This window comes from Pseudomonas sp. MDT1-17, from assembly GCF_054898105.1.
The window spans coordinates 3,742,091-3,768,402 of the sequence record NZ_JBUBVM010000001.1 but is presented as its reverse complement, the minus strand read 5'-3'; the positions used below and the strand labels follow the sequence as shown (position 1 = coordinate 3,768,402).

General features: G+C 55.3%; 24 protein-coding genes and 2 pseudogenes. 9 read left to right on the top strand and 17 right to left on the bottom strand.

Annotated features, from left to right (window positions below; all coding sequences use genetic code 11):
* The first annotated feature begins 196 nt into the window (after positions 1–196).
* On the top strand, positions 197–1,096 hold the full coding sequence (lpxO, locus tag ACYZTX_RS17410; protein ID WP_462035112.1) for a lipid A hydroxylase LpxO: 900 nt from the start codon (positions 197–199) through the stop codon (positions 1,094–1,096).
* A gap of 146 nt (positions 1,097–1,242) precedes the next feature.
* On the opposite strand, the gene ku is transcribed toward lpxO, so the two are convergent.
* Positions 1,243–2,091 (bottom strand): non-homologous end joining protein Ku, encoded by an 849-nt coding sequence (ku, locus tag ACYZTX_RS17405; protein WP_462035111.1) that lies wholly within the window; start codon positions 2,089–2,091, stop codon positions 1,243–1,245.
* Positions 2,092–2,294: 203 nt separating this feature from the next.
* Here ku and ACYZTX_RS17400 point away from each other — a divergent pair, with 203 nt between their 5' ends.
* The 3 genes from ACYZTX_RS17400 to ACYZTX_RS17390 all read left to right on the top strand — a co-directional run bounded on the left by ACYZTX_RS17400 (position 2,295) and on the right by ACYZTX_RS17390 (position 4,094).
* Complete coding sequence (locus ACYZTX_RS17400; RefSeq protein WP_462035110.1) at positions 2,295–2,651, top strand: hypothetical protein; 357 nt, start codon at positions 2,295–2,297, stop codon at positions 2,649–2,651.
* Between the two features lie 51 nt (positions 2,652–2,702).
* Positions 2,703–3,854: a PQQ-dependent sugar dehydrogenase gene (locus ACYZTX_RS17395; protein ID WP_462035109.1), complete on the top strand. Its 1,152-nt coding sequence runs from the start codon at positions 2,703–2,705 to the stop codon at positions 3,852–3,854.
* 93 nt (positions 3,855–3,947) lie between these two features.
* Positions 3,948–4,094, top strand: a complete 147-nt coding sequence (locus ACYZTX_RS17390) for a hypothetical protein (RefSeq protein WP_462035108.1) — start codon at positions 3,948–3,950, stop codon at positions 4,092–4,094.
* Between the two features lie 46 nt (positions 4,095–4,140).
* Here ACYZTX_RS17390 and rimI read toward each other — a convergent pair whose 3' ends face one another.
* Positions 4,141–5,238: a ribosomal protein S18-alanine N-acetyltransferase gene (gene rimI, locus ACYZTX_RS17385; protein ID WP_462035107.1), complete on the bottom strand. Its 1,098-nt coding sequence runs from the start codon at positions 5,236–5,238 to the stop codon at positions 4,141–4,143.
* A gap of 92 nt (positions 5,239–5,330) precedes the next feature.
* Between rimI and ACYZTX_RS17380 the strand changes: the two genes are divergently transcribed.
* Positions 5,331–6,905 (top strand): RimK family protein, encoded by a 1,575-nt coding sequence (locus tag ACYZTX_RS17380; RefSeq protein WP_462035106.1) that lies wholly within the window; start codon positions 5,331–5,333, stop codon positions 6,903–6,905.
* Positions 6,906–6,912: 7 nt separating this feature from the next.
* Complete coding sequence (locus tag ACYZTX_RS17375) at positions 6,913–7,836, top strand: magnesium transporter CorA family protein (protein ID WP_462035105.1); 924 nt, start codon at positions 6,913–6,915, stop codon at positions 7,834–7,836.
* Positions 7,837–7,961: 125 nt separating this feature from the next.
* On the opposite strand, the gene ACYZTX_RS17370 is transcribed toward ACYZTX_RS17375, so the two are convergent.
* Entirely contained in the window at positions 7,962–8,297 is a 336-nt protein-coding gene (locus ACYZTX_RS17370) for a DUF2834 domain-containing protein (RefSeq protein ID WP_462035104.1), read from the bottom strand.
* Positions 8,298–8,545: 248 nt separating this feature from the next.
* On the opposite strand from ACYZTX_RS17370, the pseudogene ilvA reads away from it, so the two are divergent.
* Positions 8,546–9,541: pseudogene (gene ilvA, locus ACYZTX_RS17365) on the top strand (threonine ammonia-lyase, biosynthetic); the annotation flags it as partial.
* Positions 9,542–9,565: 24 nt separating this feature from the next.
* Here the strand turns inward: ilvA and ACYZTX_RS17360 are convergent.
* Complete coding sequence (locus ACYZTX_RS17360; RefSeq protein WP_074876451.1) at positions 9,566–9,871, bottom strand: NIPSNAP family protein; 306 nt, start codon at positions 9,869–9,871, stop codon at positions 9,566–9,568.
* A 20-nt stretch (positions 9,872–9,891) separates the two neighbouring features.
* Positions 9,892–10,374, bottom strand: coding sequence for a serine protease inhibitor ecotin (eco, locus tag ACYZTX_RS17355; protein ID WP_462035103.1), 483 nt, complete (start codon positions 10,372–10,374; stop codon positions 9,892–9,894).
* A gap of 301 nt (positions 10,375–10,675) precedes the next feature.
* On the opposite strand from eco, the gene ACYZTX_RS17350 reads away from it, so the two are divergent.
* Complete coding sequence (locus tag ACYZTX_RS17350; RefSeq protein ID WP_462037063.1) at positions 10,676–10,951, top strand: DUF1652 domain-containing protein; 276 nt, start codon at positions 10,676–10,678, stop codon at positions 10,949–10,951.
* On the opposite strand, the gene ACYZTX_RS17345 is transcribed toward ACYZTX_RS17350, so the two are convergent.
* Both ACYZTX_RS17345 and ACYZTX_RS17340 read right to left on the bottom strand, forming a co-directional pair.
* On the bottom strand, positions 10,948–11,343 hold the full coding sequence (locus tag ACYZTX_RS17345; protein ID WP_462035102.1) for a hypothetical protein: 396 nt from the start codon (positions 11,341–11,343) through the stop codon (positions 10,948–10,950). The two genes, ACYZTX_RS17350 and ACYZTX_RS17345, sit on opposite strands and share 4 nt — an antisense overlap.
* A gap of 92 nt (positions 11,344–11,435) precedes the next feature.
* On the bottom strand, positions 11,436–11,702 hold the full coding sequence (locus tag ACYZTX_RS17340; protein WP_462035101.1) for a DUF2790 domain-containing protein: 267 nt from the start codon (positions 11,700–11,702) through the stop codon (positions 11,436–11,438).
* Between the two features lie 511 nt (positions 11,703–12,213).
* Between ACYZTX_RS17340 and ACYZTX_RS17335 the strand changes: the two genes are divergently transcribed.
* The gene (locus ACYZTX_RS17335) at positions 12,214–12,510 is read left to right on the top strand and encodes a hypothetical protein (RefSeq protein ID WP_462035100.1); all 297 of its coding nucleotides are present in this window, start codon (positions 12,214–12,216) and stop codon (positions 12,508–12,510) included.
* Between the two features lie 139 nt (positions 12,511–12,649).
* Here the strand turns inward: ACYZTX_RS17335 and ACYZTX_RS17330 are convergent, their stop codons facing one another.
* The 10 genes and pseudogenes from ACYZTX_RS17330 to ACYZTX_RS17285 all read right to left on the bottom strand — a co-directional run bounded on the left by ACYZTX_RS17330 (position 12,650) and on the right by ACYZTX_RS17285 (position 26,263).
* Entirely contained in the window at positions 12,650–13,621 is a 972-nt protein-coding gene (locus ACYZTX_RS17330; RefSeq protein ID WP_462037062.1) for a tetratricopeptide repeat protein, read from the bottom strand.
* Between the two features lie 5 nt (positions 13,622–13,626).
* Positions 13,627–14,607 (bottom strand): tetratricopeptide repeat protein, encoded by a 981-nt coding sequence (locus ACYZTX_RS17325; protein WP_462035099.1) that lies wholly within the window; start codon positions 14,605–14,607, stop codon positions 13,627–13,629.
* Between the two features lie 16 nt (positions 14,608–14,623).
* Positions 14,624–15,337, bottom strand: coding sequence for a hypothetical protein (locus ACYZTX_RS17320; protein ID WP_462035098.1), 714 nt, complete (start codon positions 15,335–15,337; stop codon positions 14,624–14,626).
* A gap of 28 nt (positions 15,338–15,365) precedes the next feature.
* A protein-coding gene (locus tag ACYZTX_RS17315) for an IS3 family transposase (protein WP_462033591.1) occupies positions 15,366–16,894 on the bottom strand; the annotation gives its coding sequence in 2 pieces (ribosomal slippage) (positions 15,366–16,429 and positions 16,429–16,894; 1,530 coding nt in all).
* A gap of 37 nt (positions 16,895–16,931) precedes the next feature.
* Positions 16,932–19,508 carry a hypothetical protein gene (locus ACYZTX_RS17310; protein WP_462035097.1) on the bottom strand — a complete coding sequence of 859 codons (2,577 nt, stop codon included), beginning with the start codon at positions 19,506–19,508 and terminating at the stop codon, positions 16,932–16,934.
* Positions 19,509–19,544: 36 nt separating this feature from the next.
* Positions 19,545–20,408 carry a DUF4123 domain-containing protein gene (locus tag ACYZTX_RS17305; RefSeq protein WP_462035096.1) on the bottom strand — a complete coding sequence of 288 codons (864 nt, stop codon included), beginning with the start codon at positions 20,406–20,408 and terminating at the stop codon, positions 19,545–19,547.
* Positions 20,399–21,580, bottom strand: a pseudogene (tssI, locus tag ACYZTX_RS17300) (type VI secretion system tip protein TssI/VgrG); the annotation flags it as partial. The pseudogene tssI and the gene ACYZTX_RS17305, both read right to left, overlap by 10 nt.
* Positions 21,581–21,589: 9 nt before the next feature.
* Positions 21,590–22,714: a type VI immunity family protein gene (locus ACYZTX_RS17295; RefSeq protein ID WP_462035095.1), complete on the bottom strand. Its 1,125-nt coding sequence runs from the start codon at positions 22,712–22,714 to the stop codon at positions 21,590–21,592.
* 12 nt (positions 22,715–22,726) lie between these two features.
* Positions 22,727–24,016: a VRR-NUC domain-containing protein gene (locus tag ACYZTX_RS17290; RefSeq protein ID WP_461964114.1), complete on the bottom strand. Its 1,290-nt coding sequence runs from the start codon at positions 24,014–24,016 to the stop codon at positions 22,727–22,729.
* 3 nt (positions 24,017–24,019) lie between these two features.
* Positions 24,020–26,263 (bottom strand): type VI secretion system Vgr family protein, encoded by a 2,244-nt coding sequence (locus ACYZTX_RS17285; protein ID WP_462035094.1) that lies wholly within the window; start codon positions 26,261–26,263, stop codon positions 24,020–24,022.
* Between the last annotated feature and the right edge of the window lie 49 nt (positions 26,264–26,312).

The following is a 26,312-nucleotide window of genomic DNA, read 5'->3' as shown; positions in this document are numbered from 1 at the left end:
GCGGCGATTGTACTGGTCTGGCTCTTTAAACGATAGGGCGTTAAGGCCGCACGGCTGCTTTGGCAGCATCAGCGGACAGATTTTCACCGTTGAAGGTTAACTATTGGTTACAAACTGTGGCTAAAATGCCGAGACCTTTGGGCCGATTGCCCGGCAAGGGGCGCAGTTTGTTCACTTCTGACGTGTGACGATTTCTGTGAAACTGATCATTGCCGCTATTTACGTTGTATCCATTGCGTACGTTCACTTGCGCGGACGCGTGCGCCACAAGCTGGGCCGCCAACTGAGCGACCACTCGACGTTTCTGGCGCCGATCAACTGCTTCCTTTATCTGTTCTCGAAAATCCCCAACAAACCTTATCTCAACCCGGCCGATTTCCCTGATCTGAGTCCATTGCAGGACCATTGGGAAGAAATTCGCGCCGAGGGCCAGAACCTGCTCAAGGCCGGAGAGATCAAGCGCTCGAATCAATACGACGACGTTGGCTTCAACTCGTTTTTCAAGACTGGCTGGAAACGTTTCTACTTGAAGTGGTACGGCGACAGCCATCCTTCGGCCGTGAAACTCTGCCCGCGTACCACCGAACTGGTGCAAAGCATCGGCTCGATCAAGGCCGCGATGTTCGCCGAGTTGCCACCGGGTTCGAAACTGGTCCGTCACCGCGATCCTTATGCCGGTTCCTATCGTTATCACCTGGGCCTGGAAACACCGAACGATGCCGGTTGCTACATCAACGTCGATGGCGAGAACTACCACTGGCGCGACGGTGAAGCGGTCATGTTCGACGAGACTTTCATTCATTACGCCGAAAACACCACCCGGCAGAACCGCATCATTCTGTTCTGCGACGTTGAGCGCCCGATGAAGTATCGCTGGGCGGCGGCGTTCAATGGCTGGTTCAGCCGTAATGTGATGTCGGCGGCGGGCGCGCCGAACGACGTGGGTGACAAGACGGGCGGTATCAACCGCTTGTTTGCCAAAATCTACAAGATTCGCCTGCACGGTAAAGCGCTCAAGAAGCGTAACCGCAAACTCTATTACCTCGAAAAGTGGGCGATTTTTGGTGGATTGCTGGCGGTTTTCGTACTGATCTGATTTCCGCGTTGTGGCGTATGACGCCTTCGCGAGCAAGCCCGCTCCCACATTTGATCTGTGTCGTTCACAAGACCAATGTGGGAGCGGGCTTGCTCGCGAAGAGGCCGGCACTTTCAACCAGTAACTTACTGACACGCATTGCTTAATCAGCCACGAGAAGTCTTCGTGGCTTTTTTGATAGCGGCCGGTTTGGCTTTACCGGCACTCTTGCCGCCAAGGCTGCGTTTAAGCAACTCGGTCAAATCGATAACATCCGCCGTCTTGCGCTCTTCCTCACCCGTCGCCGACTCGACATCCTCGATCTTGCCTTCATTGGCCTTCTTCTCGACCAGCGCCATGATTTTGTCTTCAAAACTGTCGCGATAATCCTCGGGCTTCCAGTCGGCGCTCATGTCCTGAACCAGACGTTTGGCCATATCGAGTTCGCCCTTGGCCAGTTCGGGCTTGGTGACTTCGCTGCCCAACTCTAGCGTATCCAGACTTCGCACCTCGGCAGGCCAGCGCAGCATCACCAGCACCATTGCTGACTCCAGCGGCATCAGCGCCGCCAGATGCTGACGGGTATGCAAGACGACGTGGGCGAGGGCGACCTTGTTGGTTTTGCTGAGCGTCTCGCGCAACAGCGCATACACCTTGCCGCCGCGTTTATCCGGTGCGAGGTAGTAGGGCGTGTCGATGTTTTGCAGAGGGATCTGTTCGCTGTCGACAAAGGAAAAGATGTCGATGGTCTGAGTCGACAGTGGGTGCGCCGACTTGATTTCCTCTTCGCTGAGGACCACATACCGCCCCTTTTCGTACTGCACGCCTTTAACGATGTGTTCCTTGGTGACTTCCTTGCCGGTGACCTTGTTGATGCGCTTGTAGCCCACCGGGTCCATGCTGCGGCTGTCGAGCCAGTCGAAATCCACCCCTTGAGAAGACGTCGCCGAGACCAGCGCGACAGGGATATGCACCAGACCGAAACTGATTGCGCCTTTCCAGATTGCCCGTGCCATTGTCGTCTTCTCGCGAGTGATGTTCAGGTGACCGGTGACACTGTGCAAAAGTTTCAGCGGGTTGCGGCCCGGTCCTGCGGGCGGATCGGCAGTGGGGTCAACTCGTGTTACATCTTGTGAAGGAGGTTTTAGTTAACAAATCCGAACCTCGGGCGTAGCGTGCTATCGAAGACCCTATCCACGCTGATGTCGAGAGGCTCCCCATGAACAGATTTTTGCTCGGCTGCACCGCGTTGGGGCTGAGTGGCGTGCTGAGCAATCTGGCCTACGCCGACAGCGCAGCGCCAGCTTCTACATTGCTGTTGGCCCAGAGCCCGACGGGCAACACCAGCAATCCTTACAACAGCCCGATTCGCCGGGCCAATCCCAACAGCATGCAAGGCACGCAACCCAGCGCGCCGGCCATCCGTGGGCCGAATACAGTGCCGGTGCCGCGCCCACCGACGCTTGACAATCGTGGTGTCGGCAACCGTTATCCCCAGAACCGGCCGCCTCCCGCCGCCCCACCGACATTCATTCCCAATCCACCCCATCGGGACGCAGACACCAACAACCGTTGAACGGCTGGGCAGCATTTTTTCAAGCCATTCGAACGACAAAAGGAATCGTGCATGTTGCGTAAGACTCTTCTGACCACACTGTGTGCCAGCGCACTGATCACCGCCACGGCACCCGTTTTCGCGGCGCCGCCCCAGCATTTGAAAAGCGAACAGGGCACCCTTGAGGTGACGCCGATTACCAAGGGGCTCGAACATCCCTGGGCTTTGGCGTTTCTGCCCGATGGCCAAGGGATGCTGGTGACCGAACGTCCCGGCAACCTGCGGGTGGTCAGCGCCGACGGTAAACTTTCCGCCCCGCTCAGTGGCATACCCAAGGTGTGGGCCAAGGGGCAGGGCGGTCTGCTGGATGTGGTGTTGTCGCCTGACTTCAAGCAAGACCGCACGGTCTATCTGTCTTATGCCGAAGGTGGCGGTAAGGGCGACAAGGCCGGGACGGCGGTCGGTCGCGGACGTCTGTCTGACGACCTGACGACCCTCAAGGATTTCAAAGTGATCTTTCGCCAGGAGCCCAAGCTTTCGGTCGGTAACCACTTTGGTTCGCGCCTGGTGTTCGACCGCGACGGCTATCTGTTCATCACCCTTGGCGAGAACAATGACCGTCCGACTGCTCAGGACCTCGACAAGCTGCAAGGCAAGATCGTGCGGATCTATCCGGACGGCAAGGTGCCAGATGACAACCCCTTTGTCGGTCAGCCCGGGGTACGTCCGGAAATCTGGTCCTATGGCCAACGCAATCCGCAAGGCGCGGCCCTCAATCCCTGGACCGGCACTCTCTGGGAAAACGAGCACGGTCCCCGGGGTGGCGACGAAATCAACATCATCGAGCGTGGCAAGAACTATGGCTGGCCGATGGCAACTCACGGCATCAACTATTCTGGCCAGCCGATACCGGAAGCCAGCGGCAAATCCGCCGAAGGCACCGTCGCACCGCACCATGCCTGGGAAAAGTCCCCCGGCCTCAGCGGCATGGCGTTCTACGACGCTGACCGCTTCAAGGCCTGGCAGCACAACGTGTTTATCGGCGCGCTGGTGACTCAGGAGTTGATCCGCTTGCAGTTTGACGGCGACAAAGTGGTGCACGAAGAGCGTTTGCTCGGCGAACTCAACAAACGTATTCGCGATGTGCGGCAGGGGCCGGACGGGTATTTGTATGTGTTGACCGATGAGGACGACGGGGCGCTGTACAAAGTTGGATTGAAGTAACCCATCTCCTGTAATTGGATGGACTCGCCCAAGCCGAGGCGTCAATGCGCCACGGAGGCAGTCTAAACAGCCAACGACAGCGAGGGCGAGTCCATGAAAAATCATAGTTCGATTGATCAATCCCTGTCTTCTTCCGATTTGTCGGCCTGCACAACCTTGGCGGTCGATCTGGCCAAGCAGGTCTTTCAGGTTGCCGGTGAAGATGTCCTCGGCCAGGTGCGTGCCACCGTGGCGCATTGACGCCTCGGCTTGGGCGAGTCCATCCAATTACAAGGTTTGCCCTAAGTCACGTTCGGGCATAGAGGATGACCGCAGCCCGAAGCTTGCCCCGGCCGAAGCTGCACATCTTGTCGAACTCCCCATGACTGACCGGCAAATGCTGGCAGTCCATGGGCTGACGATGCTGGCTGTGGTCGACATCCGGGTCGTGCAGGTACACGAACTCTTCATCGCAATCGGTGACGATCACCCAATGCGGTGACTTCGAGCGGGTGAGTCGATAACTGCTGATCAGCACCAACGGCTGGCCGCCAGTGTCCAGCAACCGGCGCAGATCCAGTGGAGCCCCAATCACCCGTTCGACGTCAGTGGCTTGCAACTGCTGCGTAAACTCCTCGTGCACCAGACGCATTACGTCTTTTTTATGCTCGTCGCGCACGCCATCGAGAAACAATGGCCCGGCCATGCTCAGTTGCAGGCCCACCCGAAACCCCCGTCGTGATGCCGCCAATGCAAGGCCTTGAGGGCTGCAGCCACCGTGGCCGGCGGTCATGAACACGGTGGTCGCCTCGCGCCAGATCTGCAGTTCTTCGCGGCGCTCCAGCACTCGATCCTGTTGCAGTGCACCCATGGCCATCAGCAGGCAGGCCGGGCCACAGGTGAAATCGGTGGTCTGCGGGTAATAAGGCACCTTGATATTGCGTGAGTCGCGGTGCTGAAGGATGCGCTTTTCCAGGCGCAGCGCGTCGGCATGGTCCTGGTAATAGTCGTGAATCAGTGCAAAGCGTCGGTAACCATTGCGCTCATACAGGGCAATCGCCGCCGGGTTGTCGATACGTACTTCCAGGCGCAGGTAGGCGCAGTCGTGCTCAAGCGCACAGGCTTCGATGCGGTCAAGCAGCTGCTTGCCCAGTCCGCTGCCGCGCGCCTCGGTCGCGATTGCAATGGAATAGAGCCGAGCCAGCGAGGTGCCGCGGTGAAACAGCACGACCGCGTAACCCACCAGATTCTCGCCACGCTGGGCTACCAGCAGTTGCCCGTGGGCCCGAGTGATCATCCATTGAAAACTGCGACGGGTGAGCCGATCCGTGGTGAAACAGTGTTGTTCAAGTTCCAGCAGTGCCGGCAAGTCTTCAAAGACCGCCAGGCGAAAAACCAGATTCATATGACCACCGTAAAAGTTGCGTAACGAAACGGGACTTTCGAAAAACTTCGTGCTTAATAGGAAAGGTCTAGTTCTCCAACGGATCAATCACTATGTCAGCGGTACAGGGTCATTGGCGCGAAGTATCCGAGCAAACTTCGCCGGCAGCAACTTATTTAAGTGAGGGAGTTAGAACTTCCAGCCAGTTGATTATCATCGTCGAACGCAAGGAAGACTGGGCCTCCTACTTCCCCAGTGAAGACATTGTCAGCGCCCAGGAATACCTCGAAAAAACCCGTGCGAACGAGCAGGGCAAGCGGGTCCAGGTGATCAATCTGTGCCGCAGCTACAAGTACCTGGGGCACGGTTATTACTGCTCGCTGCTGGCCGAAGCCCGTGGGCACAAGGTGATTCCGTCGGTGCGGACTATCAGCGAACTGACTCGCAAATCCTTGTACGGTCTGGCCCTGGATGATCTGGATAAAACCCTGGAAAAAGCCCTCAGTCATCATCTTTACAGCGATACCGAAGGCTTTACCCTGACACTGTACTTTGGCAAGACTCATATCGAGCCGCTGCAGGATCTGGCGCGACAGTTGTTCGAAGTCTTTCCGTGTCCGATATTGTTAGTTGAGTTTCGTCGAACCAATGGTTGGCACATCGAGGGCATAAAGTCCGGCGCCTTACATAAGTTGCGCGAAGATCAGGAAGACCAGTTTGCCAACTCACTCGACAGTTTCAGTCGCAAGATCTGGCGCGTGCCGCGTTCCCGGCGATTGGCCCGTTATGACCTGGCGATCCTCCACGATCCCCAGGAAGCGTTGCCGCCGTCAAATGCCAAGGCGCTGGATAACTTCGTCAGGGTTGGCAAGACGTTGGGCATCGACGTCGAGCTGATTGAGCGCAAGGACTACGCGCGTATTGCCGAATACGACGGGCTGCTGATCCGCGAGACGACAAGCGTCGACAACCACACCTACCGCTTTGCCAAGAAAGCCGAGAGCGAAGGGCTGGTGGTGATGGACGACCCGGCGTCGATTCTGCGTTGCACCAACAAGGTGTATCTGACCGATCTGCTCAAGAGCCATCAACTGGGCATGCCCGCCACCGAGATTCTCTACAAAGAGCGACCGGAAGACTTTGAGCGGGTTGGCGAGCGCCTCGGTTTCCCGTTGGTATTGAAAATTCCCGACGGCTGTTTCTCTCGGGGTGTGATCAAGGTCGAAAGCCAGCAAGCCTTGCTCGAAGCCACGGCCGAACTGTTTGAACATTCCGTGCTGTTGCTGGCCCAGGAGTTCTTCTACACCGAATACGACTGGCGCATCGGCGTACTTAACCGAAAACCGATCTTTGCCTGCCAGTACTTCATGTCCAAGGGCCATTGGCAGATCTACAACCACAAGGCCAAGGGCCAGGACATCAACGGCGAATGCCGCACCCTGGCCGTTCACGAAGCCCCGCGGGCAGTGGTGGAACTGGCGGTGAAGACTGCGAACCTGATCGGCGATGGCCTCTACGGTGTCGACCTCAAGCAGTCCGGCGACAAAGTGGTGGTGATCGAGGTCAACGACAACCCGAACATGGACGCCGGCATCGAAGACGCTTACTTACAGGACGATCTGTATTCACTGGTGTTGGAAGAGTTCGTTCGTCGCCTGGAACTCAAACGCCGCGGCCAGGCTTGGTGAGCGACGAATGATCAAGCGCTTTCAACTGATTCACGGCGCCCTGAAAGCGGTCGAACGGCTGGACGCCGAAGTGATGCTGTTCAGCAACCCCGATGCGGCCGAGCGGGACTTGCTGCACAGCCATTTCAAAGTCGATGAACATGCCCTGGCCTCGGCCCTGGACCCCGACGAGGTGTCACGCATCGAGTTTCACCCCGACAACCTGTTCCTGATCTGGAAACGCCCGGAAAACTATTCCGGTGCCGGCAGCCTGGCCTTCGAAGTGTCGTCCTGCGGTTTGCTGTTTTCCGAGGACCGTTTGCTGGTGATTGCCACTGACGACTCTCCGCTCAGTGGCCTCGGCATGCGCCAGCCTCTGAACACGCCGCTGGATGTGTTGCTCGACCTGCTGTTCAACAACATCCATCACTATTTGGGCCACCTGAAGGTGATCAAGCTGGTTGCCCGGGAGTTGCAGCAGAAATTCAACGCGTCGATGCAGAATCAGCACCTGGTCCAGATGTTCAACCTCAGCGAAAGCCTGATCTATTACATCAACGCGATTCACAGTAACGGCGCAGTCCTGACCCGGTTGCGCAATCACGCTGCAAAGGAGCATTTCAGCGCCGAAGCCATTGGGCTGATCGACGACCTGATCATCGAAAACAACCAGTGCTACAAACAGGCAGAAATTTACTCCACGGTGTTCTCTGGCCTCATCGACGCCCGGGGCAACCTGATGAACAACAGCATGAACACCCTGTTGCGCAAACTGACGTTGATCACTGTGGTGTTTCTGCCACTGAACCTGATTGCAAGTATTGGCGGCATGTCCGAGTTCAGCATGATGACGGCGGGCGTGCCGTGGTGGGTTTCATATCCGCTGTTTCTGACCGCGATGATGATGGGAGCTGGAGTGATGGTGCTCGGGCTCAGGCGGTTGGCGAAATAACTTCGGTGGCTGTGAGATCGCCTTCGCGAGCAAGCCCGCTCCCACATTAGATCTGAGTCAACTCGGTCAAATGTGGGAGCGGGCTTGCTCGCGAAGGCAATCTCAACGGCACAACAACTCCTGGATCAGACCTCTTGAGGTGCCTCAACGGACTTTTTCTGATCCTGAGACCCCCGTACGACCAAATACAACAACGGCCCAACGGACACAAAAATCGCCGTGATCAGCAAGTAGGGCATCACCGACCGTGCCGACTGTCCACGCTTGCGCGCATCCTTGTACATCCAGATCCCGGCCAGCGTCGCCAGCAGGTAAAGATCAATCACCACCTGCGCAGTATCAGGTCGCGACATCAGGCTGATGCCGAAATCGATCAACGACTGTTCGGCCTGGAGCATCACCGACGCGGTGTAACCCGCAAAGGCAATAAGGGCAATGAGGGGCAGGGCGACAGACTTCATGGTTTCCTTCCTTGGGACGATGAGCAGAATCGCCAGCCTACAGAGGCCGAAGAAAATTGGCCATTGACTTGCCATCAGCGGCCGGCTAATTTCCAGCCATGACTTCCACCGTATTGCGCTGCCAGCCAAGCATTATTACCGCCATTCCTTATTTGGCGGGCTAGCTCACGACTGCAGCACCCAACCCGCCCTAGAGGCGGGTTTTTACTTTCTGTCTCTTGGGCTCCGATCATAGTCAGGAGACGACCATGAGCAGCATCCCCGCCCAGCAGGCTTTGCTTGAGCATTACGTGAAAAAGATCCTTGCCGCGCCAGTTTATGAGCTCGCTGTGCGTACGCCGTTGCAACCGGCGCCGGCGCTGTCCGAGGCGCTCGGTAATCAGATTCTGCTCAAGCGTGAAGATTTGCAGCCGACCTTTTCCTTCAAGATCCGCGGTGCCTACAACAAACTGGTGCAACTGAGCGATGAGCAAAAGGCTCGCGGCGTGATCACGGCTTCGGCAGGTAATCACGCCCAAGGTGTGGCGCTGGCGGCGCGTGAATTGGGGATCGCCGCAACCATTGTGATGCCGTGCACGACGCCGGAGTTGAAGGTGCTCGGTGTGCGCAGTCGGGGCGCCGATGCAGTGCTGTATGGCGAGAGTTTTCCATTTGCGCTGGACTATGCATTGAACCTGGCGCGGCAAACCGGTCGCACCTTTGTCTCGCCCTTCGATGACCCGGACGTGATCGCCGGGCAGGGCACCGTCGCCATGGAAATCCTGCGTCAGCATCAAGGGCCGCTTGATGCGATCTTCGTCCCGGTGGGCGGCGGTGGTTTGATCGCCGGCATCGCAGCGTACGTCAAATACCTGCGACCTGAAGTCCGCATCATCGGCGTCGAGTCAGAACATTCCGCCTGTCTGTACGCCGCATTACAGGCGGGTGAGCGAGTTGTCCTGCCCAGTGTAGGAAACTTCGCCGATGGCGTGGCAGTGGCGCAGATCGGCGCCTATGGCTACGAAGTCTGCCAGTTCTGCATCGATGAAGTGATCACAGTGAGCAACGACGAACTCTGCGCCGCCATCAAGAATATTTACGACGATACCCGCTCGATCACCGAGCCTTCTGGTGCCTTGGCCGTGGCCGGCATCAAAAAATACGTGGCGCAAACCGGTAGCCGAGGTCAGACCTTGGTCGCCATCGACTCGGGGGCCAACATCAATTTTGATAGTTTGCGGCATGTGGCCGAACGCGCCGCATTGAGCGGCGCCCCGGTGTAAGGGATGTCAGGCCAGCAGCGGGCGCAGGAAGGTTCGCTCATAACTGACGATAAACTTCTTCTCGACCAGCGAAGCCACGAGCGCGGCGCTTTCGGCGTCAGTCATCGCGATATGCCGGTAGCTTTCGTAGTCCGCCAGCGAAGGAAAACTGAACAGGCAGTAGGCGATATTGCTCGCGCCCTCGGACGGCAGGAAGTATCCGTGGTGCGTACCGCCCAAACGCTCGACGATGCCCAGCCAGGCCTTGGCGTAGGCTTCGAATTCACTGAGTTGATACGGATCGATCACATATTTGACGTGGCAGGTAATCAACATGGCGCTCCTGTGGCGGGTTATTCCTGGATGGCTGTCTCGACCTTGCTCGACGCCGACCAGATCCGGTAGCGGACTTCGACGTCTTTGGGCACGTAGAGCACGATCGGCAGTTTGCTGTTGTAGCGGAGCATGAACCCGTCACCGACCACCGGCACGAAGTCCTTTTTGCTCTTGCCATCCGGGCAGGCCATTTGCGTACTCATCGGGCCGATGACTTTTTCCAGACGATAGAACGGATAGCCCCAGCCTTCGAGGTTTTTCTCCTCAAGAATACCGCCCAGACGTTGGCGATTGCAGTCGACGGTCAGCGTTTTGCCGGCGAGGATCTCGACCTGGAAGCTGTCTTCCTGAGTCTGTGGGGCAAGGTGAATGACTTGGCGGGTGAAACCGCTTTCAGGTTTGGGGAACGGCGCAACCTCTTCGAGTTTCGCGGCGTGAGCGATGGTCGATAGCCCGGCAACAATCAGCCCGACGGTAGTGATACAGGTCAAAGAACCCATGATGCCTCCTTGCGTGTGTGTGGGGTCGGTGGATACTGAATGTCTGGACGCATTCTTACTGCCGTCAGCGGCGAATGCAAACATCAGGGAAGTGTGCATTTTGCAGGGTTACAACCGGCCTTTCTTGCAGATTGCATGAGGCCATTTAGCAGTAGTTTCGCTAAATCTTTGATTTACCGATGAGCTGCAGGGCGAAATCCTGGGCATGTTTTATGCTGTATCTGGTCTTGAACTGACCGAGGATTTCATTGAGTCAGTATCGATAGCTGATTGGCAGTCTCACATTAAAGAGAGGGTCGACATGTTTCTTTCTGCCTTGGAACTTCGCAATATCATTGAAAGCAGTTTTCTGCCGAAACGTTGTCAGTGCACGCTGTCGCCGGACCTGTCTATGACCGTCAAGGTGTATTCCGATCGTGAAACCGATCACCTCGATCTAATAAAGACCGGAATAAATGCTCAACAGCTAAATGGTTGCCGAGAAATAAGCGACCTGATTGCTGGACTGCGCTCTGACATGCAGCACCAAGCGGATGTCATTGCCCAGCCTCTGCATCCACACAGGAAAGCGCTTTAACCTGCGGTTTCGAGCTCCACCGACACGCGCTTGGTCTGGAGAAACGCCAGGCCCAGCGCCAGTTCGACCATCACAGCAAGCAGTATGCCCGGACCGGCATGGCCATTGAGCCATTCGCCGAAGCCCAGTGTTGCCAACCCCCAACAGCCGACCATGAAGCCATTGCTCAACGCATGGCGGGTATTTGAAGGTGGCTCGTTTCGAACCAGATAAAACATCACGCCCAACACCGCGAACAGCACCGCGCTGCGCCGCGCGACAACGCCCACCGCCAACGAATATTCGATGCTCCAGATTGACAGCAACCCGTCTGGCATCAAACCCCAGACCAGGGCCAGCAAAAAACACAGAAGGGATGTGAAGGTCGACAAGGCACGAAACGATAACTGCATGGCTAATCCTTGCGGCAGTGGGGGGGAGGTGCTAAGCATAGCGCCAGAACCCCTCACAGGAATACCGCAAAGTGTTGAATCAGACCTTTCAGTCAGTTTTGATAACTGCAAGCGTCGGAAAGCTTCCGATAGGTGATTTCCGCAGGCTTGCCCGAGGTGTCGATGTACTTCATCTCGGCCGTTACCACTTTGCAATCCAGCGTACTCGGCTCAGTCAGGGAAACGACCTTACCCACGTGAAGCGGCATGCCGTAGTGATAGGGCGTGGCCTGGGAGGTTGAAGTGTCATTGGCCTGAGCCAGTCCGGCGAACGCGGTGCAGGCGAGGGCGGTGGTCATCAGCAAGGTGCGCATGTTCATGAAGGGTCTCCGGTGCAGGCGTAAAGTCAGCTCGGCGTGTGAGGCGCCGAACCTGCCGCACTGGGCGTCAGAAGAGTCTGAAGGCGTGCGGTCCAGTAAAGTTTTGGACCGCGGGGTTAAGCGATGGTTAACCCGACAGAGTGCCGCCCGTCGTGAGGAGGTTTCTGACAGAGGTTTCATGTGGGTAAAAAAACTGAGAGAGGTTCGGCGTGTTCCTACACGCTCGGACTCTTTGTCGTCTTTCGCCGGCAAGCTACCAGCGTTTACTGTTTGACCTCGCTGCAAAATCAGCGAGCAGGTTTGGTCACCTGATATCCCGCACACATATGTGCCATCATTCGCCCTGCGGACATCTTTGTCTTCGTTGTGCGTTGTTATGGCGGCTGTGTGCTGGACGCCTTCGGGCGAGCCGAGTTGTGCGGGTTATCGGTTGACCAAGCCTGTACACAGTCCGCCTCCATCGTTTGGTCACGGTGCTGACGGTTACTTAACTAACGTATGAGTAATTCTTATGCCAACGTTCAACCCGTTTCCCGATCGTTATCGTTCAATCAAAAGCAGCGTTACCGACTCAAACCCAATGGTCATCGATACAGAGGCCGATCCCCAAGACATTCTCGAAGCGGCTTTACAGCGTGTCCGAGCCGCCAGCCAGTTACTTGAAACGCTCCATTGCCAATGCTTCAAGCACGGTGATGTTCAAGACATTCCGCACATTACTCACGCGCTTTATCTGCTGACGCAGGATGGGTGCGATTTGCTGCTGGTTGCGCAGCAGCAGATGATGGGGTGGAAGGCACCGGTCTGACGCTAAGCGATAAGGAAGTGGAAGCAGGAAGTGCGGTTCATATTGATCGTTGCGAATCAATTCTTTCCGTTTACTGCTTCCAATTCTTCGGCGAGGGTTGAGTGCTCACTGGATCTCGGAGGTGAGCTTTCAATAGGCTCTAGCGGCTCAGCTTGTCTGGGAAAAAAGATAAGGGCGAATGAGTGGCCTTCCAGTTTTTTGCAAATTCTTTGGCCTCTATAATTTGCTCAAGTGTCATTTTTTCGGAAATTAAAGGAAGTTTATATTCGACATTGACTTGCATTCCGCCGCCGCCATCCAGCTCTGAAAGTAAATATACAAGTGCATAAGCTTTTATGATGTCGAGTGGAAAGCCATATGTATCGGGTTCATGTGCGAGATAGGAGCCGTATCCATAAACTGTCTCCGCGTAGCCAGTCAGTGCTGCTTGTTCATTCCAATGCCGAAAGCCTTCGATATCTCCCTTTTCAAACAGTATCGCCGCATATTCCATCATTGATTTCGGGTAACCACCTTCGGCGGAAGCTTTAAACCATTTTTCTACGGCCTCTCTACGCTTCCATGGCAAGAAAAAGCCTTCGCCTTGTTGGTAACCTACGCCCATCCAATATTGAGCAAATGCATTACCAGCTACCGCTGACTTTTCAAGCCATTCTTCGTCTACAGTCAGCTCGTACATTACATACATGGCCTCTGCGTCACCCTGGATCGCCTTGGCCATGGCTATATGTTTAGCTTGATTTAACCATTCAATCGGCATTTTTTGATCGGGAGGGCAGTCGTTTGAATACGTGCACAAATCCTTCTCGCTACGCCCAAGTTGGATCATTGCGTATAGATCACCTTGGGCAGCCGACGCCTCATACCAATTACGTGCTTCAGGATTCATATAGTGATTTTTTCTCCTGAGCGACTCTCCCAGATAATACTGTGCTTCGTGATCGCCGGCTTCCGCGGCAATGGTCAGGAAGGAGGCAGCAGTAACGGCTTTGTACTGATTGTAGAGAATTATTCCTTGTATTTTTGCTGCTTGCTGTTCCGAGGAAAGTTCGGCGGATGATGGATTTGCAAGCGCAATAATTAACAGTGCGGTAAATAGACTTTTCTTAATCAATGTTAACGGCTCAACTTTTCCGGAAAAAACGACAGAGGTGGATGAGTCGCTTTCCAGTTTTTTGCAAATTCGTTAGCTTCTGAAATTTGTTCTGGTGTCATTTTTTCGGCAATTTCCGGAAGGGTTTCATTTACGTAAACCTGTACATCTCCGCCACCGTCAAGTTCAGATAGTAGCGAGGTCAGTGCATAACCTTTAACCCTATCTAATGGGAAGTCAAAAAGCGATGGTGAATGGGCTGAATATGCGCCGTAACTGCTGACGCCTGACTTGTACCCTTTTTTAGCTGCTTCGACAATCCAATGGCGAGCGACTGTTAAATCACCTTGATCTTCATAAATAAACGCAGCGTATTCCATCATTGCAGGGGGGTATCCTCCTTCTGCAGATAGTTTCAGCCAATTTCCAATTGCCTCATGCCGCTTCCATGGCAAGAAGAAACCGTCCCCTTGCCTAGTTCCAATTGCCATCCAGTATTGAGCTAATGCATATCCAGAATTTGCAGATTTCTCAAGCCATTCCTCCTTAAGCGTTAGTTCATACATTAAGTACATCGCTTCGGGATCACCACTTTCAGCAACAGGTTTCGTCAAATCTAGCGCGCCTTTCAACCATTGCGCCGGTGTTTTTGTGCTTTCAGGGCAGTTGCCCATGTTGACACAGAGATTATCACCACTTCGTCCGAGCTGTATCATCGCATAAACGTTATTTTGGTTCGCCGATTCCTCGTACCACTTTTGCGCATCCTCGGTCATGTAGCGTTTTGTATTTCTAATTGATTCAGCTAAATAGTACTGGGATTCCGCATCGCCACCTTTTGCAGCTATCGTCAAATGCTGTATTGCAGGCGCCATCTTGTACTGATTGTAAAGAGCTATTCCTGTTTGCTTGGCTGCATTCAATTCAGCCGTAGGCTTTGCAAGCAATTGGCAAGAAAAAGGCAGGGAAAAAACTACAGTAACGAATGTGAATTTTTGGCGCATGTGTTGTCCTCAGTTTCTACTGGTCTGGAGCAATGTACTTGGCTTTGCCAGCGGGTATATATGTTCGGCCATAAAATTGGCTGCGCTGGCAGTAATTGTCACTATTTGCGCCTAACAATTTTACATGTTGAGCATATCGAGTACGCATTTTGTCGTTTTCTGGATCGGCAAGTCTTAGGACTGCGTCTGACATAAAGTTATCAAGCGCCAGTCGATTTTCACAATAAAATTGCCGTTCATTCGCTGGCTTTAATCCAAAGCGATTCATGCACATGCAGATCTCCTCGAACTGGCTCTGGGCTTTATCGACGGTATTCTGTTTTTTTGCGTTATCTAATATCCACTTAAGAACACGCTCAATAGCTTTTTGGTGAATCAGGTGCGCTTGGCTTTTGTCGTATTTGCGTTCTGCTTTCGCTGTATCGCCCGATGAATTGGTACTGATAATGCTGAACTCGTCTGCAGGACTAATTAAAGTCATTAATAGCGGACCCAAAGCACCCGGAATCGCGTTAACGCACCACTCCTCCAATTCTGCTTGGTTCCCATAATAAATAATAGTATCTGCAATCGGCCCTCCCTTGCCGGTAGCGGTCAAACTCTCATAAAGGGCCATGACTGCATCCACTCCCATGATATAGACCATAGGCATATCAAAGCCGCAAATGGCCAAGGCATTTAGCTTGGACATGTAATCATTTGTATTTTTATCGATGGCGGTACGTGTCAAGGTACCTGTCGCCTTGGTACTCCTGCTGCTATGCCATCGCGGCCTTAACATCAGGGCGTTCGGGGTTCAAATACACCGCATCTGCCAATTTCCAGTTGCGCGTTCTGGTACTCCAGCGGCTCGGATTAGCTTCCCTGGCGTCTTCATACAGTGCTGCTCTGGCTTGTAATAGAGCCGTTGCCTTGCCTTCGTGGCGCTCGTTCGGCGTCACGTATTTCAAGGCACTGTGACGGTGGTCTTCGTTGTACCACTCGATAAATTTTTGCACCCAAAGCCTTGCTTCAGTGAGCGTATCAAACGGTTGGTCCGGCCAGAGCGGGCAGTACTTTGCCGTACGAAAAAGTGCTTCGGCGTAGGCATTGTCGTTGCTTACTCGCGGGCGGCTAAATGAAGGCTCGACGCCCAGAGCAACCATGCTTTCGCGTAATAAAGAGCCTCTCATGACGTGGCCGTTGTCCGAGTGCAGCACCAAAGGACGTCCCGCCGTTTGCTCTCGTAGACAGCCCTTTTCAAGCAGCTCACATGCATGCTCGGCGCACTCCACTTCATGCACTTCATTGGCTACCAATTTACGGCTGTAGATGTCCTTGACCATATACCAGTAGAAAAAACGGCCCTTAACTGTGCTCGGCAACCAGGTGATATCCCAGCACCAAACCTGATTGGGGCCCTCAGCACGATGTGTCGTCAGCACTCTGCGTTTCGGGGCTTTGACCCGACCACGGCGAACGTTTTGATTGGCGGCTTTTAATACGCGATAAAAGGTCGATTCCGAAGCCAGATAAATACCTTCATCTGCCAGTTTGGGCACGATCTGGTGGGGTGTGAGGCTGGCGTAGCCAGCCTGATTAGCGGCATCAAGCACTGCTTGGCGTTCTGCCTCGCTGAGTTTATTTGACGGTGCTGTCCGCTGAGCTAGCAGGCGCCCGTCGCCGTCGGTGTGTCGCCAACGTTGAACTGTGCGCAGGCTCAGTCCCAGCTCATCACATGCTCGATATCGGCGAGCCCCACCCAAGACCGCTTCAGTAATCAACTTCATGGCTTGCGTGCGATCAGAGGCGCTGATCAGTCTTCCTTGTCCTTGCCCCAAATCGCATTGGCTTTTTTTCTGAGTTCCAGCAAAGCCTCCGCTTCGGCCCGACCAGCGTCTGATCGGATCAACTGACGCTCCAGCTCTTTGATCCGTCGTTGCTCGGCAGTTTTCTCTGCGCTGGGCTTCAGATCAGCCAAGGTGTTGGCGTTTTGGCAGGCTTCGCGCCATTGCTGGATTTGCTCCGGATAAATGCCCTTTATTCGGCAATATTGAGAGATCTCCACCTCGCTCAACGGTGCGGTTTCCATGACGGCATTGAATTTGTCGGCGCTGGACCATTGATCACTGGTCTTTCCGTTCCCGGGCACGATCAGACCTTTATCTCTAGCCATTTGTCTCCAGTTACGCAGTGACTGTGGCGTGAGTTTGAGCGCAATCGCGAGCTCTGCCACCGAGCGATTAAGGGGCGGCATCATCTGCAGGACAACCCAGTCTTTGAAGTTGTCGTCATAACGTTTGGGCATTGCTAAATACCTTCGCCCTCTTGAATGAATGAGTCAATCAACAAGGGCGACAGGTAGCCTGACACGGAGGGATGGCAAAGAAAGGATTTTGCTTGTTTTTATAAAGCTCTCGACGGAACAAGTTGATCAACTCTGTTACTGCGTCGTAACCCACTTCGAACTTGAAAGCCCCACCCACCCCGGGGCCGGCTACCAACGAAGCCTTCAGTACTAAAATCAACCGGCCGTCATACAACGAAATACTCGCTTCGCCCTTTGCTCCCAAACCTGCGGCCACATTTAGTTCGGCGGTCAAACGAGCGAGGCTGAACCACTCGTTGGTCTTCATCGAGTCTTTGGACCCCGATGTGGGTGCCCGTTGTAGCATGGCGACTTCGGAGGGCGGGGCCCAGTTCAAGGCGCCGGTCACCATGATTCCCGATTGCAAACCGGCGAATAAATTGAAGGCGGCTTTGCCTCCATTCTGCACTTGCAGGTTTGTATTGACTCCCTTGATTTGATCGCTGGTTTCGGTGTGGACGAAATCGCGTTTGTCTCCGGTCCGTACCACGGGTTCTGGTGGAGCCAAATGGAATCCCGCGTTGCCAACGTCCAGCGCTATCTCGGAGGAAAGCAGCAGCGAGGCGCCGGCATAGCCCCAGGCTTTGGCGCCGAGATACAACGAAAACCGGCCCAGATTGAGTGTTTGCTGGACGCTATGGCCGTCTAGATAGGTAAACGTGATTTCTTTGGCTTTGCTGCGTTCAGGCAGATCGACTTTAAACAGTTCGACTTCACCACGGGCGAGGTCGACGCCGAATGACGCTTTAGCCGAGGCTTTAAATCCTTCCGCTAGGCTAAAAGCGGGGCCTTCGACTTTTGTTGACCCGTGAATGATCTCAGTGGATGACGACGTCAGGCAGCGAACCAGTTGCGCTTGGGGGCTGATATCAAAAATGCGAAAGGTCTTGCGCACGTTGTCTTTGAACAACACCTGTTGCAGGCGTACTCCCCATTCCTTGCGGCTGCCGGCACTATCAAGGGCAGTGACTTTGTAATTCCTGGTTTGCAGAAAGGTGTAAAACTTTTCGATCTCGAACCAGCCTTCGGGGGAAAACCAGTCGCTTTCCTGGTCCTTGATCCGCAGACCGCCTTCCTGTTCGAGCCATTGGCCGAACAAATTCAATTCACTGTCGGTGGCGGCTTTGCCAGTGCTGTTGCCTGGACGCTTGGTCAGGTCTTTGACTTTGGCGCCGACCTTTTTCCAGTCGTTCTTGACGGTGGCTTGAAGTCTTGGAAGCGAATACATGCTCAGGTAGGTCAGCGGTTTCTTGAGGTCATCCAGCATGCTCATTTCATGAAGCGGAAAGCCATCCTTGACCAGCCGATCCATCGGTTTGGCCTGGAACTGCTCGGGCTCCCACAACAGATGCCGACGAACAGGTGCGGTTTCCATGTTTTTCTCGGCTTGCAGTCGTAACTTTTCTTTATCTGCCTGCAGACGGTCCCATTCGGCGCGCTCAAGGGAAACAAGGTTGGCCGGCGTTTTGGCCTGCCGGCCGCTTGCTTCGATCCAGCCTTTATATTTTTTGCTGAGGCGTTCGTTGACCTCTGTCTGCTTTTTCTCAAGCGCCAGGAATTGCTTGAACAGGTCGACGCCACCTTCGACCGAAGCACCGCTCGCGGGAATCAGGGCGAATTCGGGTAAGGCAATTCCGTATTGAGCAACACTGGTAATGGACTCAAGGTAAGCAACATAGATCGCTTTTCTTTTTAAACGCTGTGCTTCCTGATCGCGCACGTACGTACAAAGAGGGAGTTGGTTATTCGCCCCGCAAGTCGCGACCTCGTCGAGTCGTTTTTTGTCTTCCGCCAGCAACGGCGCGAGTTCAGCCGAACCTAATGTGGCCAGGTCTTTTTCTTTGAGTAAGGTTTCTCGAGCTTTGAGGTATTTCTGGACGCCCCCGCGCGCGGCAATGGCTTCAGGGGAGTACAGACTTCCACTTTCGTAGGCGTAACCCTTTTCTTTAGCGGCGACGATGGCAGTGCGCTTCAACTTTTGCCATTCAGCATGAACGCCGTGCACCCGCGTTGCGTCTTGTTGCGCTGCCATCCATTCGGACTTTTTGATGTCATCTTGTTCCAGTCGGGTTAGAGGCGTCGAGGGAGCCGGAACCGGTGGCGTTGCAGCTTTTCTCTGTTGCTGCGCCTCCAGCAACGTGGCATCTAGGTCACTGATGCTTGGGTATTGCGCTTCAATCCCGAGCATTCGCGCTTGCTCTTCGCCCGCGAGAAAGTTACCCAACTTGGGTTCGAGGAAGTATTCAAGCAAACCAGTGCTATAGAGGCCTTTTTTGCGTTCCTCGGCAGACTTGCTTGAACTTACTTTTTGCTCCAGGTCATTGGCCGCTTCTTTGAGCGCCGAAGTCGTGCGTTCTGGCAGTAGCCAGAACGATTCATTCTCGGTGTCGTAAATCGCGCTGCCGTAGGTTGTTGAGCACGGCGTTTTTACTTTGTCATGAGAGCCGGGCGTTTCATCAGGTGCATCGGGCTGTTCACCGAGATCCCGTGGCGGCTTCGCGCAGGTTTGTTCGGCTGTTGGTGCAGTAGGTACAGCGCTGGTATTGGATTCCATAAATGCTTCCATTCATTCGTTACGCGGACGGGTTCATCAGGCGGCGCTGGTAGCGAGTTGCTTCAGCTGTTCAACCTTGATGAACGACTCTTCCCTGGATTGCAGGATGGCCATAGCCTGGGGCTGTGTTTCGAGCAGCGGGCCGTTGGCGATGTGGGCCAGTTTGAGCAAATGCCGGCCTTCGTAGATGTTGTGGTTGACCAGCACATCGAGGTTTGCCGCGATGTTGGGCAGCTCTTCGACAGTCGGTTCGCCAAATGCGGCGTACTGCTCGTCGACCCAGTAGACCCAACCCAGTCGCTCTTGAACCTTTGGTGCATCTTCCGGGATGTTGAACGCTGAGACGTCACCCAGCCATTCGAGTTCCGAGGTTGGGCGCCAGCTCAACCAATTACCATTGCCGGCACCGAAATGAGCCGGGGCAGGGGTGTAGACGTGTTGCCACGGTCCGAAGAACTGGTGCGAGGTTTCACCGGCGGTGTAGGCCAGTGCGGCCCACAGGCTGGGTTTGTGATAGCTCAGCAGGCTTTGGCCGCCGGAACCGTCATTGGCGCGCAACAGCCAGCGCGCATGGGCCAAAGCCTTGGCCGGGTCGCCAGTGGTCAGGGCGATGCCGGAAAAGTCTTCCTCGCAAAGCTTCGCGGCTTCGGCGGCCAGGCGGCTGCCCCATGGCGCGTTGAGCCACAAGGGGCCGTCAGCGGCGATCTCGGCGAAATCGGTACCGATGAACAAGCCTTGGGAGTTCATCGGTTCGCCGACACGGTAGAGGCGGCTCATGGCCTCAGGCTGGCGGGTGCGGTCGATGATGAAGCACAGCGTCTGGCTCGACGGTTCTCTCGGAAGTTGCTCGAACGAATGGCGGGGTTCGGCGAGGAGGGCGTTCAACGCTTTTACATGCATGTGCAATCCTTACGGCTGCAGGCGCCGTTGCTTTGTTTGCCGCACAACGGCGTGATGCCGGACTCGTTCAAGCGTTTTGGCAGTGGTATCGGGACTTTGCCGGCCTTATCCGCATCCGCCACCTTCATCGGCCCCGGCAACAACGGCGCAGCAGGCGTCCCTGACCCCGGCCCACCCCCCGAGTTAACCTTGACCTGCGCACCACTGATGGTCACGCCACCCGCGTCAATCTTCACAAAGCTCCCGCCAGCCTTGGCCGTCAGCTCCATGCCTCCTTCAACCACAACCTTTTCCCCGGCGTTGTAGTGAATCTCCTGACCCGCCTCGACAAACTGCGCCGTCCCAACCTTCACATGCTGAGTCACGGCAACCGTCAGGTGATCATCAGCCCGGGTCTCAGTCTTGCGATCCAGATGGGTAATCCGATGCTCCTCAACCTTGAACTCGCTGAAAACATTGGCCTCAACGGTGTCGTGCCGCTCATTGCCGATGCGAATCTTCTGGTCATGCTCGATGTTTTCATCCCAATCGCGCTGGGCATGCAGGTAGATCTGTTCCGCACCTTTCTTGTCTTCGATCCGAAACTCGTTGTAACCGTTGCCGCCCGGTGAGCTGAGGGTCTTGAAGGTGCTGCGGGTTTTGTTTGCCGGCAGGTCGTAGGGGACGACGTTTTCCTTGTGGTACAGGCAGCCGGTGATCAGTGGTTGGTCGGGGTCGCCTTCGAGGAAGGTGACGAGCACTTCCATGCCGATGCGCGGGATGGCGATGCCACCGTAGGCGTTGCCGGCCCAGCCGGTGGCGACGCGCAGCCAGCAGCTGGTGTTGTCGTCGGCCTGGCCTTCGCGGTCCCAGTGGAACTGGACTTTGACGCGACCGTATTCGTCGCAGTGGATTTCTTCGCCCGGTGGGCCGGTGACAGTGGCGGTCTGGCTGCCCAGGACTTTGGGTTTCGGGTGTTCGAGGGCTGGGCGGAAGTGCGCGTCCCACGGGGTGGCGAGGAAGCGGTTGCGGTAACCCTGGTGGAAATCGTCTTTGTTCTGGGTGACGTCGCTGGTGACGTTTGCACCGAGCACTTGCGGCTGTTTGCCTTCGTGCACCACTTCCAGCAGCAGCCAGAGGTCGTTCCACTCGGCACGCGGGTGTTCGCTCAGGGTCATGAAGTGGCCGCTGAGCTGGAGTCCCTACTTTTCACTAGACCAATACCACAACGTGTCGCCCCAGTTCGAACCACTGAAACTTGGCAAAAGCTCTCCTTGATTGAAGTAGCGTCGGGAACCAGCATGAGCAGGACTGAACCAATAGCCTGCTACGCTGCATAGTTGGCCAGCTTCTAATCGTGCTGGAGCTTTGGTCTTGCCATCATCTTGGTCAAAGCGCGCGTACCAACGGGCAGTACTTTCCTCTTCAAATCCATCACCGTAGGGTGAATAAGGATGCAGTTGGTCAGGGTTTGGAATGCGAACCGGTTTGACTATTCTATTAACGGCTACGTATGAACTGGGAAGTCCATCCTCCAGCTTCCCGAGTTCTGGGTATGCACCTGCGCAAATGATAAGCCCTTTGCTGTACGGGAGAATTGTAATGTCGCCCCGGCCACTGAAGGCGTGACGAAGAGACGATTCGCCGCCGAGAGCACCAATAAAGTCTTCGCCCAAAACGGTAAACCAATTCACGCCTTTGACCGAGTCCAGCAGTTCGATAGACGAGGCATGGGGCATGGAGTCAACTTCCAATCCTGAATACTGCTGAGCCAGTTGATACTCGGTTGGGATATAGCCATGGTAGTCATACGGCAAAATACTCGATAAGCCGCCGTATCCATGCTCTGCTTTGACTTGGTCGCACAAGTAGACTGCCCATTCCCGGAACCGTGAAAGGCCGTCAGTCTCTTTGAGAATGTTCCAAGGCATCACAAGTTTGATGTAGGAACGCAGTTTGTCACCATGGATCTCAAACGAGTTCATCGCGGACAAGGAGTATTCGTCCGCTTCTGTCTCATCAGGGGCACTGCCTAAAAACATACTGAATTCGTCATTGCCTCCGCTCTTTGAAATGGCCTGTTGAGCTTTTTCAAAATTGGTGGAGGTCAGTTTTTGATGGCGACCATAAACCAGGCATTTGAGCTGTGCCTGATATTCCTCATAAAAACGACGGAAGCACGCCAAGACATTTTCTTTGGTGTCGCTTGTGTACCCGCGTTTGAAATAAAGCGTGAGGATCAGCCCGAGTCTGACTACAGGCTTTCCATCCGGCAATTCGAAGGCAAGGTCAGGTGCTTGTTGTTCCAGTTTTTCCAATGTGTTCATGCGCTTTCTCGTTTAGCCGGCGGTTGCCGTGGCGGTAATTGCCGCTCCGCCCAAAATGGTGGCTAGCAAGGCCCAGGAAAGCTGCGCCAAGCGAACAATAACCAGCAGACCAGCAACGATGGCTGCCGGTATTCCCGCGGCGACGACAGCTGCGCCAATAGCAAAAGCAACGACAACGGTTGCCGCGACGATGCCCACATCAATCAACACCTGCACCCAGTCGACTTGGCGAAGGGCATCAAGCGTAATGTCCGTATATCGCTGCACTTCTTTCCAGATCGCTCTTAATTGTTCATCGGTCCAGCGCATCACCTGTGCACCGGTCTCACTTACCCACTCCCACGCTTTTTGCGATTCGCGACGGACCCAATCACCCTTGACTCCTAGCCAGGTTGCTGCGTCTTCCAGATGCTGCTGGACTTCCTCAGACAGTTGTCTGATACCTTGAGCGCCCTGTTCTAAAAGACTATCCACTGCGGACTGAACCTGTTGGGTCCAGCTTTCTACATGTGCGGGTCTTGGCGTGGCGGTGGGGCCATAAGCCGGAACCGGAACCGGTGCCGGTCTGGGTGGTGCATCTGGATTGCGCGGAGGTAAAAGCGTCGGCCATTGTAATGGATTGAATTCCCCCGTCGGCTTGTGCTCTCGGTTGTACTGGCGGTCTCGTTCGCGATCGCCATCATCACGACAATCGTTAATCTCCAAAACCGAGAATTTTCGCCGTCCGCCGGCGATCAATAAATATGCACGCTCTTGATCGGGGTACAACTTGTCTCCCGGAAACTTCACTTCAACCAAACGCTCCAGATTATCGGGATGCTCAAAGCCTTGATGATCTGCCCCTGCCTGTCCCGGCCAGCGGATACTGCGGCTTTTCACGATGATGACATCCGGGCGTCGCAGCAATCCTTTGACTGAGCCTTTGGGAAACGGGAACAAGGTATGACGCCGTGCCGGGTCGGGTTTTACATCGTCACCCATCCACGAGAAGCTAAGAAAGGGCTTGGGTGGAAGGAAGGCCATATCGAAACAAACTTCGGCTTTGTAGTCCCAGCGAAAATCCCACCGGTACTCATCCGCCCGGATCAGTCCACTCATGACCAGTTGCTTTAGTTCTAGTCCGGTAACACCGCCGTCCTTAGATTTTTTGATCGATAACTTTGGAAACCGGGCCGCGTAATTGGCTTTTTCCATCAAGTAAGGCTTGTTGTCGGGATTGGGCAAGGGTGCCTGTTTTACCGTGCCTTCAATGCTGGTGTTGGTACAGCCTTGCGGTGTTTGAGGTGGTTGCATAACAGCCATGTATCAGCCCTCCGAGTTGGCGTCTTTGAAGTCCATGGTCATTTCTTTTGGCGCACTTTCACCCGCCCTGATCAATGGCTCCTCAGGCTCTGGTTTGCGAATTGGCGTTAGCAGCTCAACTTCCGCCGGGTTGGTGCTGTGGGCCAGAAACGTCTTACCTTCTTCATTGGTGTAACCGGCAATGCGTGTGCCATCAGCCAGCTTTAAGGTGTAAGGGCTTCCTGCGAGCGGCTCGCTAGTCTTCTCATCCTGAAGCAGGTAGCGTGCCTTATGACTCCGAGGTGCACTTTCGAGCAGTTTGCCTGATTTGTCTTTATCCGCCGCGCCCGGGAGTAATGGTCCGAGAATCTGAATCCCTGTCCCCACCCCCGGAGCACCCCCGGAGTTCTGCTTCACCTCAGCCCCACTAATCGTTACACCCCCCGCATCAACCTTGACGAAACTCCCGCCAGCCTTGCCCGTCAGTTCCATTCCGCCCTCAATCACCACCTTGTCGCCAGCGTGGTAATGAATCTCCTGCCCAGCCTCGACAAATTGCGCCGTCCCCACCTTCACATGCTGCGTCACGGCCACCGTCAGGTGATCATCCGTCCGGGTTTCAGTCTTGCGATCCAGATGGGTAATCCGATGCTCTTCAACTTTGAACTCGCTGAAAACATTGGCCTCAACGGTGTCGTGCCGCTCATTGCCGATGCGAATCTTTTGATCATGCTCAATGTTTTCATCCCAATCGCGCTGGGCGTGCAGGTAGATCTGTTCCGCACCTTTCTTGTCTTCAATCCGAAACTCGTTGTAACCGTTGCCGCCCGGCGAGCTGAGCGTCTTGAACGTGCTGCGGGTCTTGTTCGCCGGCAGGTCGTAGGGAACGACGTTTTCCTTGTGAAACAGGCAGCCGGTGATCAGCGGTTGGTCGGGGTCGCCTTCGAGGAAGGTGACGAGCACTTCCATACCGACGCGTGGAATGGCGATGCCACCGTAGGCATTTCCGGCCCAGCCAGTGGCGACGCGCAACCAGCAGCTGGAGTTATCGTTGGTCTGACCGTCACGATCCCAATGGAACTGGACTTTGACACGCCCGTATTCGTCGCAGTGGATTTCTTCGCCCGGCGGGCCGGTGACAATGGCGGTCTGGCTGCCCAGGACTTTGGGTTTCGGGTGTTCGAGGGCTGGGCGGAAGTGCGCGTCCCACGGGGTGGCGAGGAAGCGGTTGCGGTAACCCTGGTGGAAATCGTCTTTGTTCTGGGTGACGTCGCTGGTGACGTTTGCGCCGAGCACTTGCGGCTGTTTGCCTTCGTGCACCACTTCCAGCAGCAGCCAGAGGTCGTTCCACTCGGCGCGCGGGTGTTCGCTCAGGGCCAGGAAGTGGCCAGTGACGAGCGTGGGTTCATCGCCTTTGCCTTCGGCAAGTTTGTAGTCGCTGCGATGGCGTTCCAGGGCACGGGTTGCCAGTTGCTTGCCACGCTCGCGAGTGAGGAAGCGGCCGGGGTAGTCGTAGTCTTCCAGGTCCGGGGCGAATTCACTTTTGGCGGCGCCTTCGGGAAGGATGCGCGGCTTCTCGAAGTCGTAGTCGCGGCGGCTGACGCGGGTGGTGCGGGTTTCCAGGCGCAGGTTGAAGCGCTTGATCACCGGTTTCTCGGCGGCCATGCCGGAGTCTTGCTGATAGGCCACGGGCGCGAGTTTGCGGAACACCGTCTGGTCGTCGCCAAACACCAGTTTGTGGCCGCTGGCACTGTGCTGGAAGTGGAAGTGAATGCCTTCCTCTTCGCACAGGCGCTGGATGAAATGCAGGTCGGATTCGTCGTACTGCACGCAGTAATCGCGTTCCGGGTAGATCGCGCCGAGCTGGAAGCTGTAGGCGTCGGCCAGGATGCCGCGCGCTTCGAGGACCTGAGCGATGATCTTCGGCACACTTAAATGCTGGAAAATCTGCTGGTCATGGTTATGGCGCAGGTAGGCGAGTTGCGGCACCAGGCTGATGCTGTAACGGGTCAGGCGTTTGCCAGAGTCGCCTTGCTCGATGCGGTACACCAGACCGTGGATAATGCCTTTGCCGGTGGCGCCGAAGGTCAGGCAGCCGGGCTTGTGCAGCAACTCTTCGAGTTTCAGGTCGGGGCGGGCGCTGACCAGTTCGATGTCGAAACAGAACGGTTGGTTGAGGGTTTCGCGACCGACGAAGCTGAGTACCTGAAGGTCAACGGAAACGCCCTCCAGCGTGAGGGAAATATGGATTGCGTTCGCGTCCAGCATGCCTTTAATTCCGTCCTTTGAATAAGCTGGGGCGGATGGTGCAGGATTA

Bases quoted from the DNA above. Each gene is read 5' to 3' on its own strand.
- ACYZTX_RS17400 (WP_462035110.1), top strand. From the start codon at position 2,295: ATGAACAGATTTTTGCTCGGCTGCACCGCGTTGGGGCTGAGTGGCGTG.
- ACYZTX_RS17345 (WP_462035102.1), bottom strand. From the start codon at position 11,343: ATGCAGTTATCGTTTCGTGCCTTGTCGACCTTCACATCCCTTCTGTGT.
- ACYZTX_RS17370 (WP_462035104.1), bottom strand. From the start codon at position 8,297: ATGAAGTCTGTCGCCCTGCCCCTCATTGCCCTTATTGCCTTTGCGGGT.
- eco (WP_462035103.1), bottom strand. From the start codon at position 10,374: ATGGGTTCTTTGACCTGTATCACTACCGTCGGGCTGATTGTTGCCGGG.
- ACYZTX_RS17340 (WP_462035101.1), bottom strand. From the start codon at position 11,702: ATGAACATGCGCACCTTGCTGATGACCACCGCCCTCGCCTGCACCGCG.
- ACYZTX_RS17325 (WP_462035099.1), bottom strand. From the start codon at position 14,607: ATGCGCCAAAAATTCACATTCGTTACTGTAGTTTTTTCCCTGCCTTTT.
- ACYZTX_RS17335 (WP_462035100.1), top strand. From the start codon at position 12,214: ATGCCAACGTTCAACCCGTTTCCCGATCGTTATCGTTCAATCAAAAGC.
- ACYZTX_RS17395 (WP_462035109.1), top strand. From the start codon at position 2,703: ATGTTGCGTAAGACTCTTCTGACCACACTGTGTGCCAGCGCACTGATC.
- ACYZTX_RS17390 (WP_462035108.1), top strand. From the start codon at position 3,948: ATGAAAAATCATAGTTCGATTGATCAATCCCTGTCTTCTTCCGATTTG.
- ku (WP_462035111.1), bottom strand. From the start codon at position 2,091: ATGGCACGGGCAATCTGGAAAGGCGCAATCAGTTTCGGTCTGGTGCAT.
- rimI (WP_462035107.1), bottom strand. From the start codon at position 5,238: ATGAATCTGGTTTTTCGCCTGGCGGTCTTTGAAGACTTGCCGGCACTG.
- ACYZTX_RS17290 (WP_461964114.1), bottom strand. From the start codon at position 24,016: ATGGCTGTTATGCAACCACCTCAAACACCGCAAGGCTGTACCAACACC.
- ACYZTX_RS17310 (WP_462035097.1), bottom strand. From the start codon at position 19,508: ATGGAATCCAATACCAGCGCTGTACCTACTGCACCAACAGCCGAACAA.
- ACYZTX_RS17285 (WP_462035094.1), bottom strand. From the start codon at position 26,263: ATGCTGGACGCGAACGCAATCCATATTTCCCTCACGCTGGAGGGCGTT.
- ACYZTX_RS17305 (WP_462035096.1), bottom strand. From the start codon at position 20,408: ATGCATGTAAAAGCGTTGAACGCCCTCCTCGCCGAACCCCGCCATTCG.
- ACYZTX_RS17375 (WP_462035105.1), top strand. From the start codon at position 6,913: ATGATCAAGCGCTTTCAACTGATTCACGGCGCCCTGAAAGCGGTCGAA.
- ACYZTX_RS17295 (WP_462035095.1), bottom strand. From the start codon at position 22,714: ATGAACACATTGGAAAAACTGGAACAACAAGCACCTGACCTTGCCTTC.
- ACYZTX_RS17380 (WP_462035106.1), top strand. From the start codon at position 5,331: ATGTCAGCGGTACAGGGTCATTGGCGCGAAGTATCCGAGCAAACTTCG.
- ACYZTX_RS17350 (WP_462037063.1), top strand. From the start codon at position 10,676: ATGTTTCTTTCTGCCTTGGAACTTCGCAATATCATTGAAAGCAGTTTT.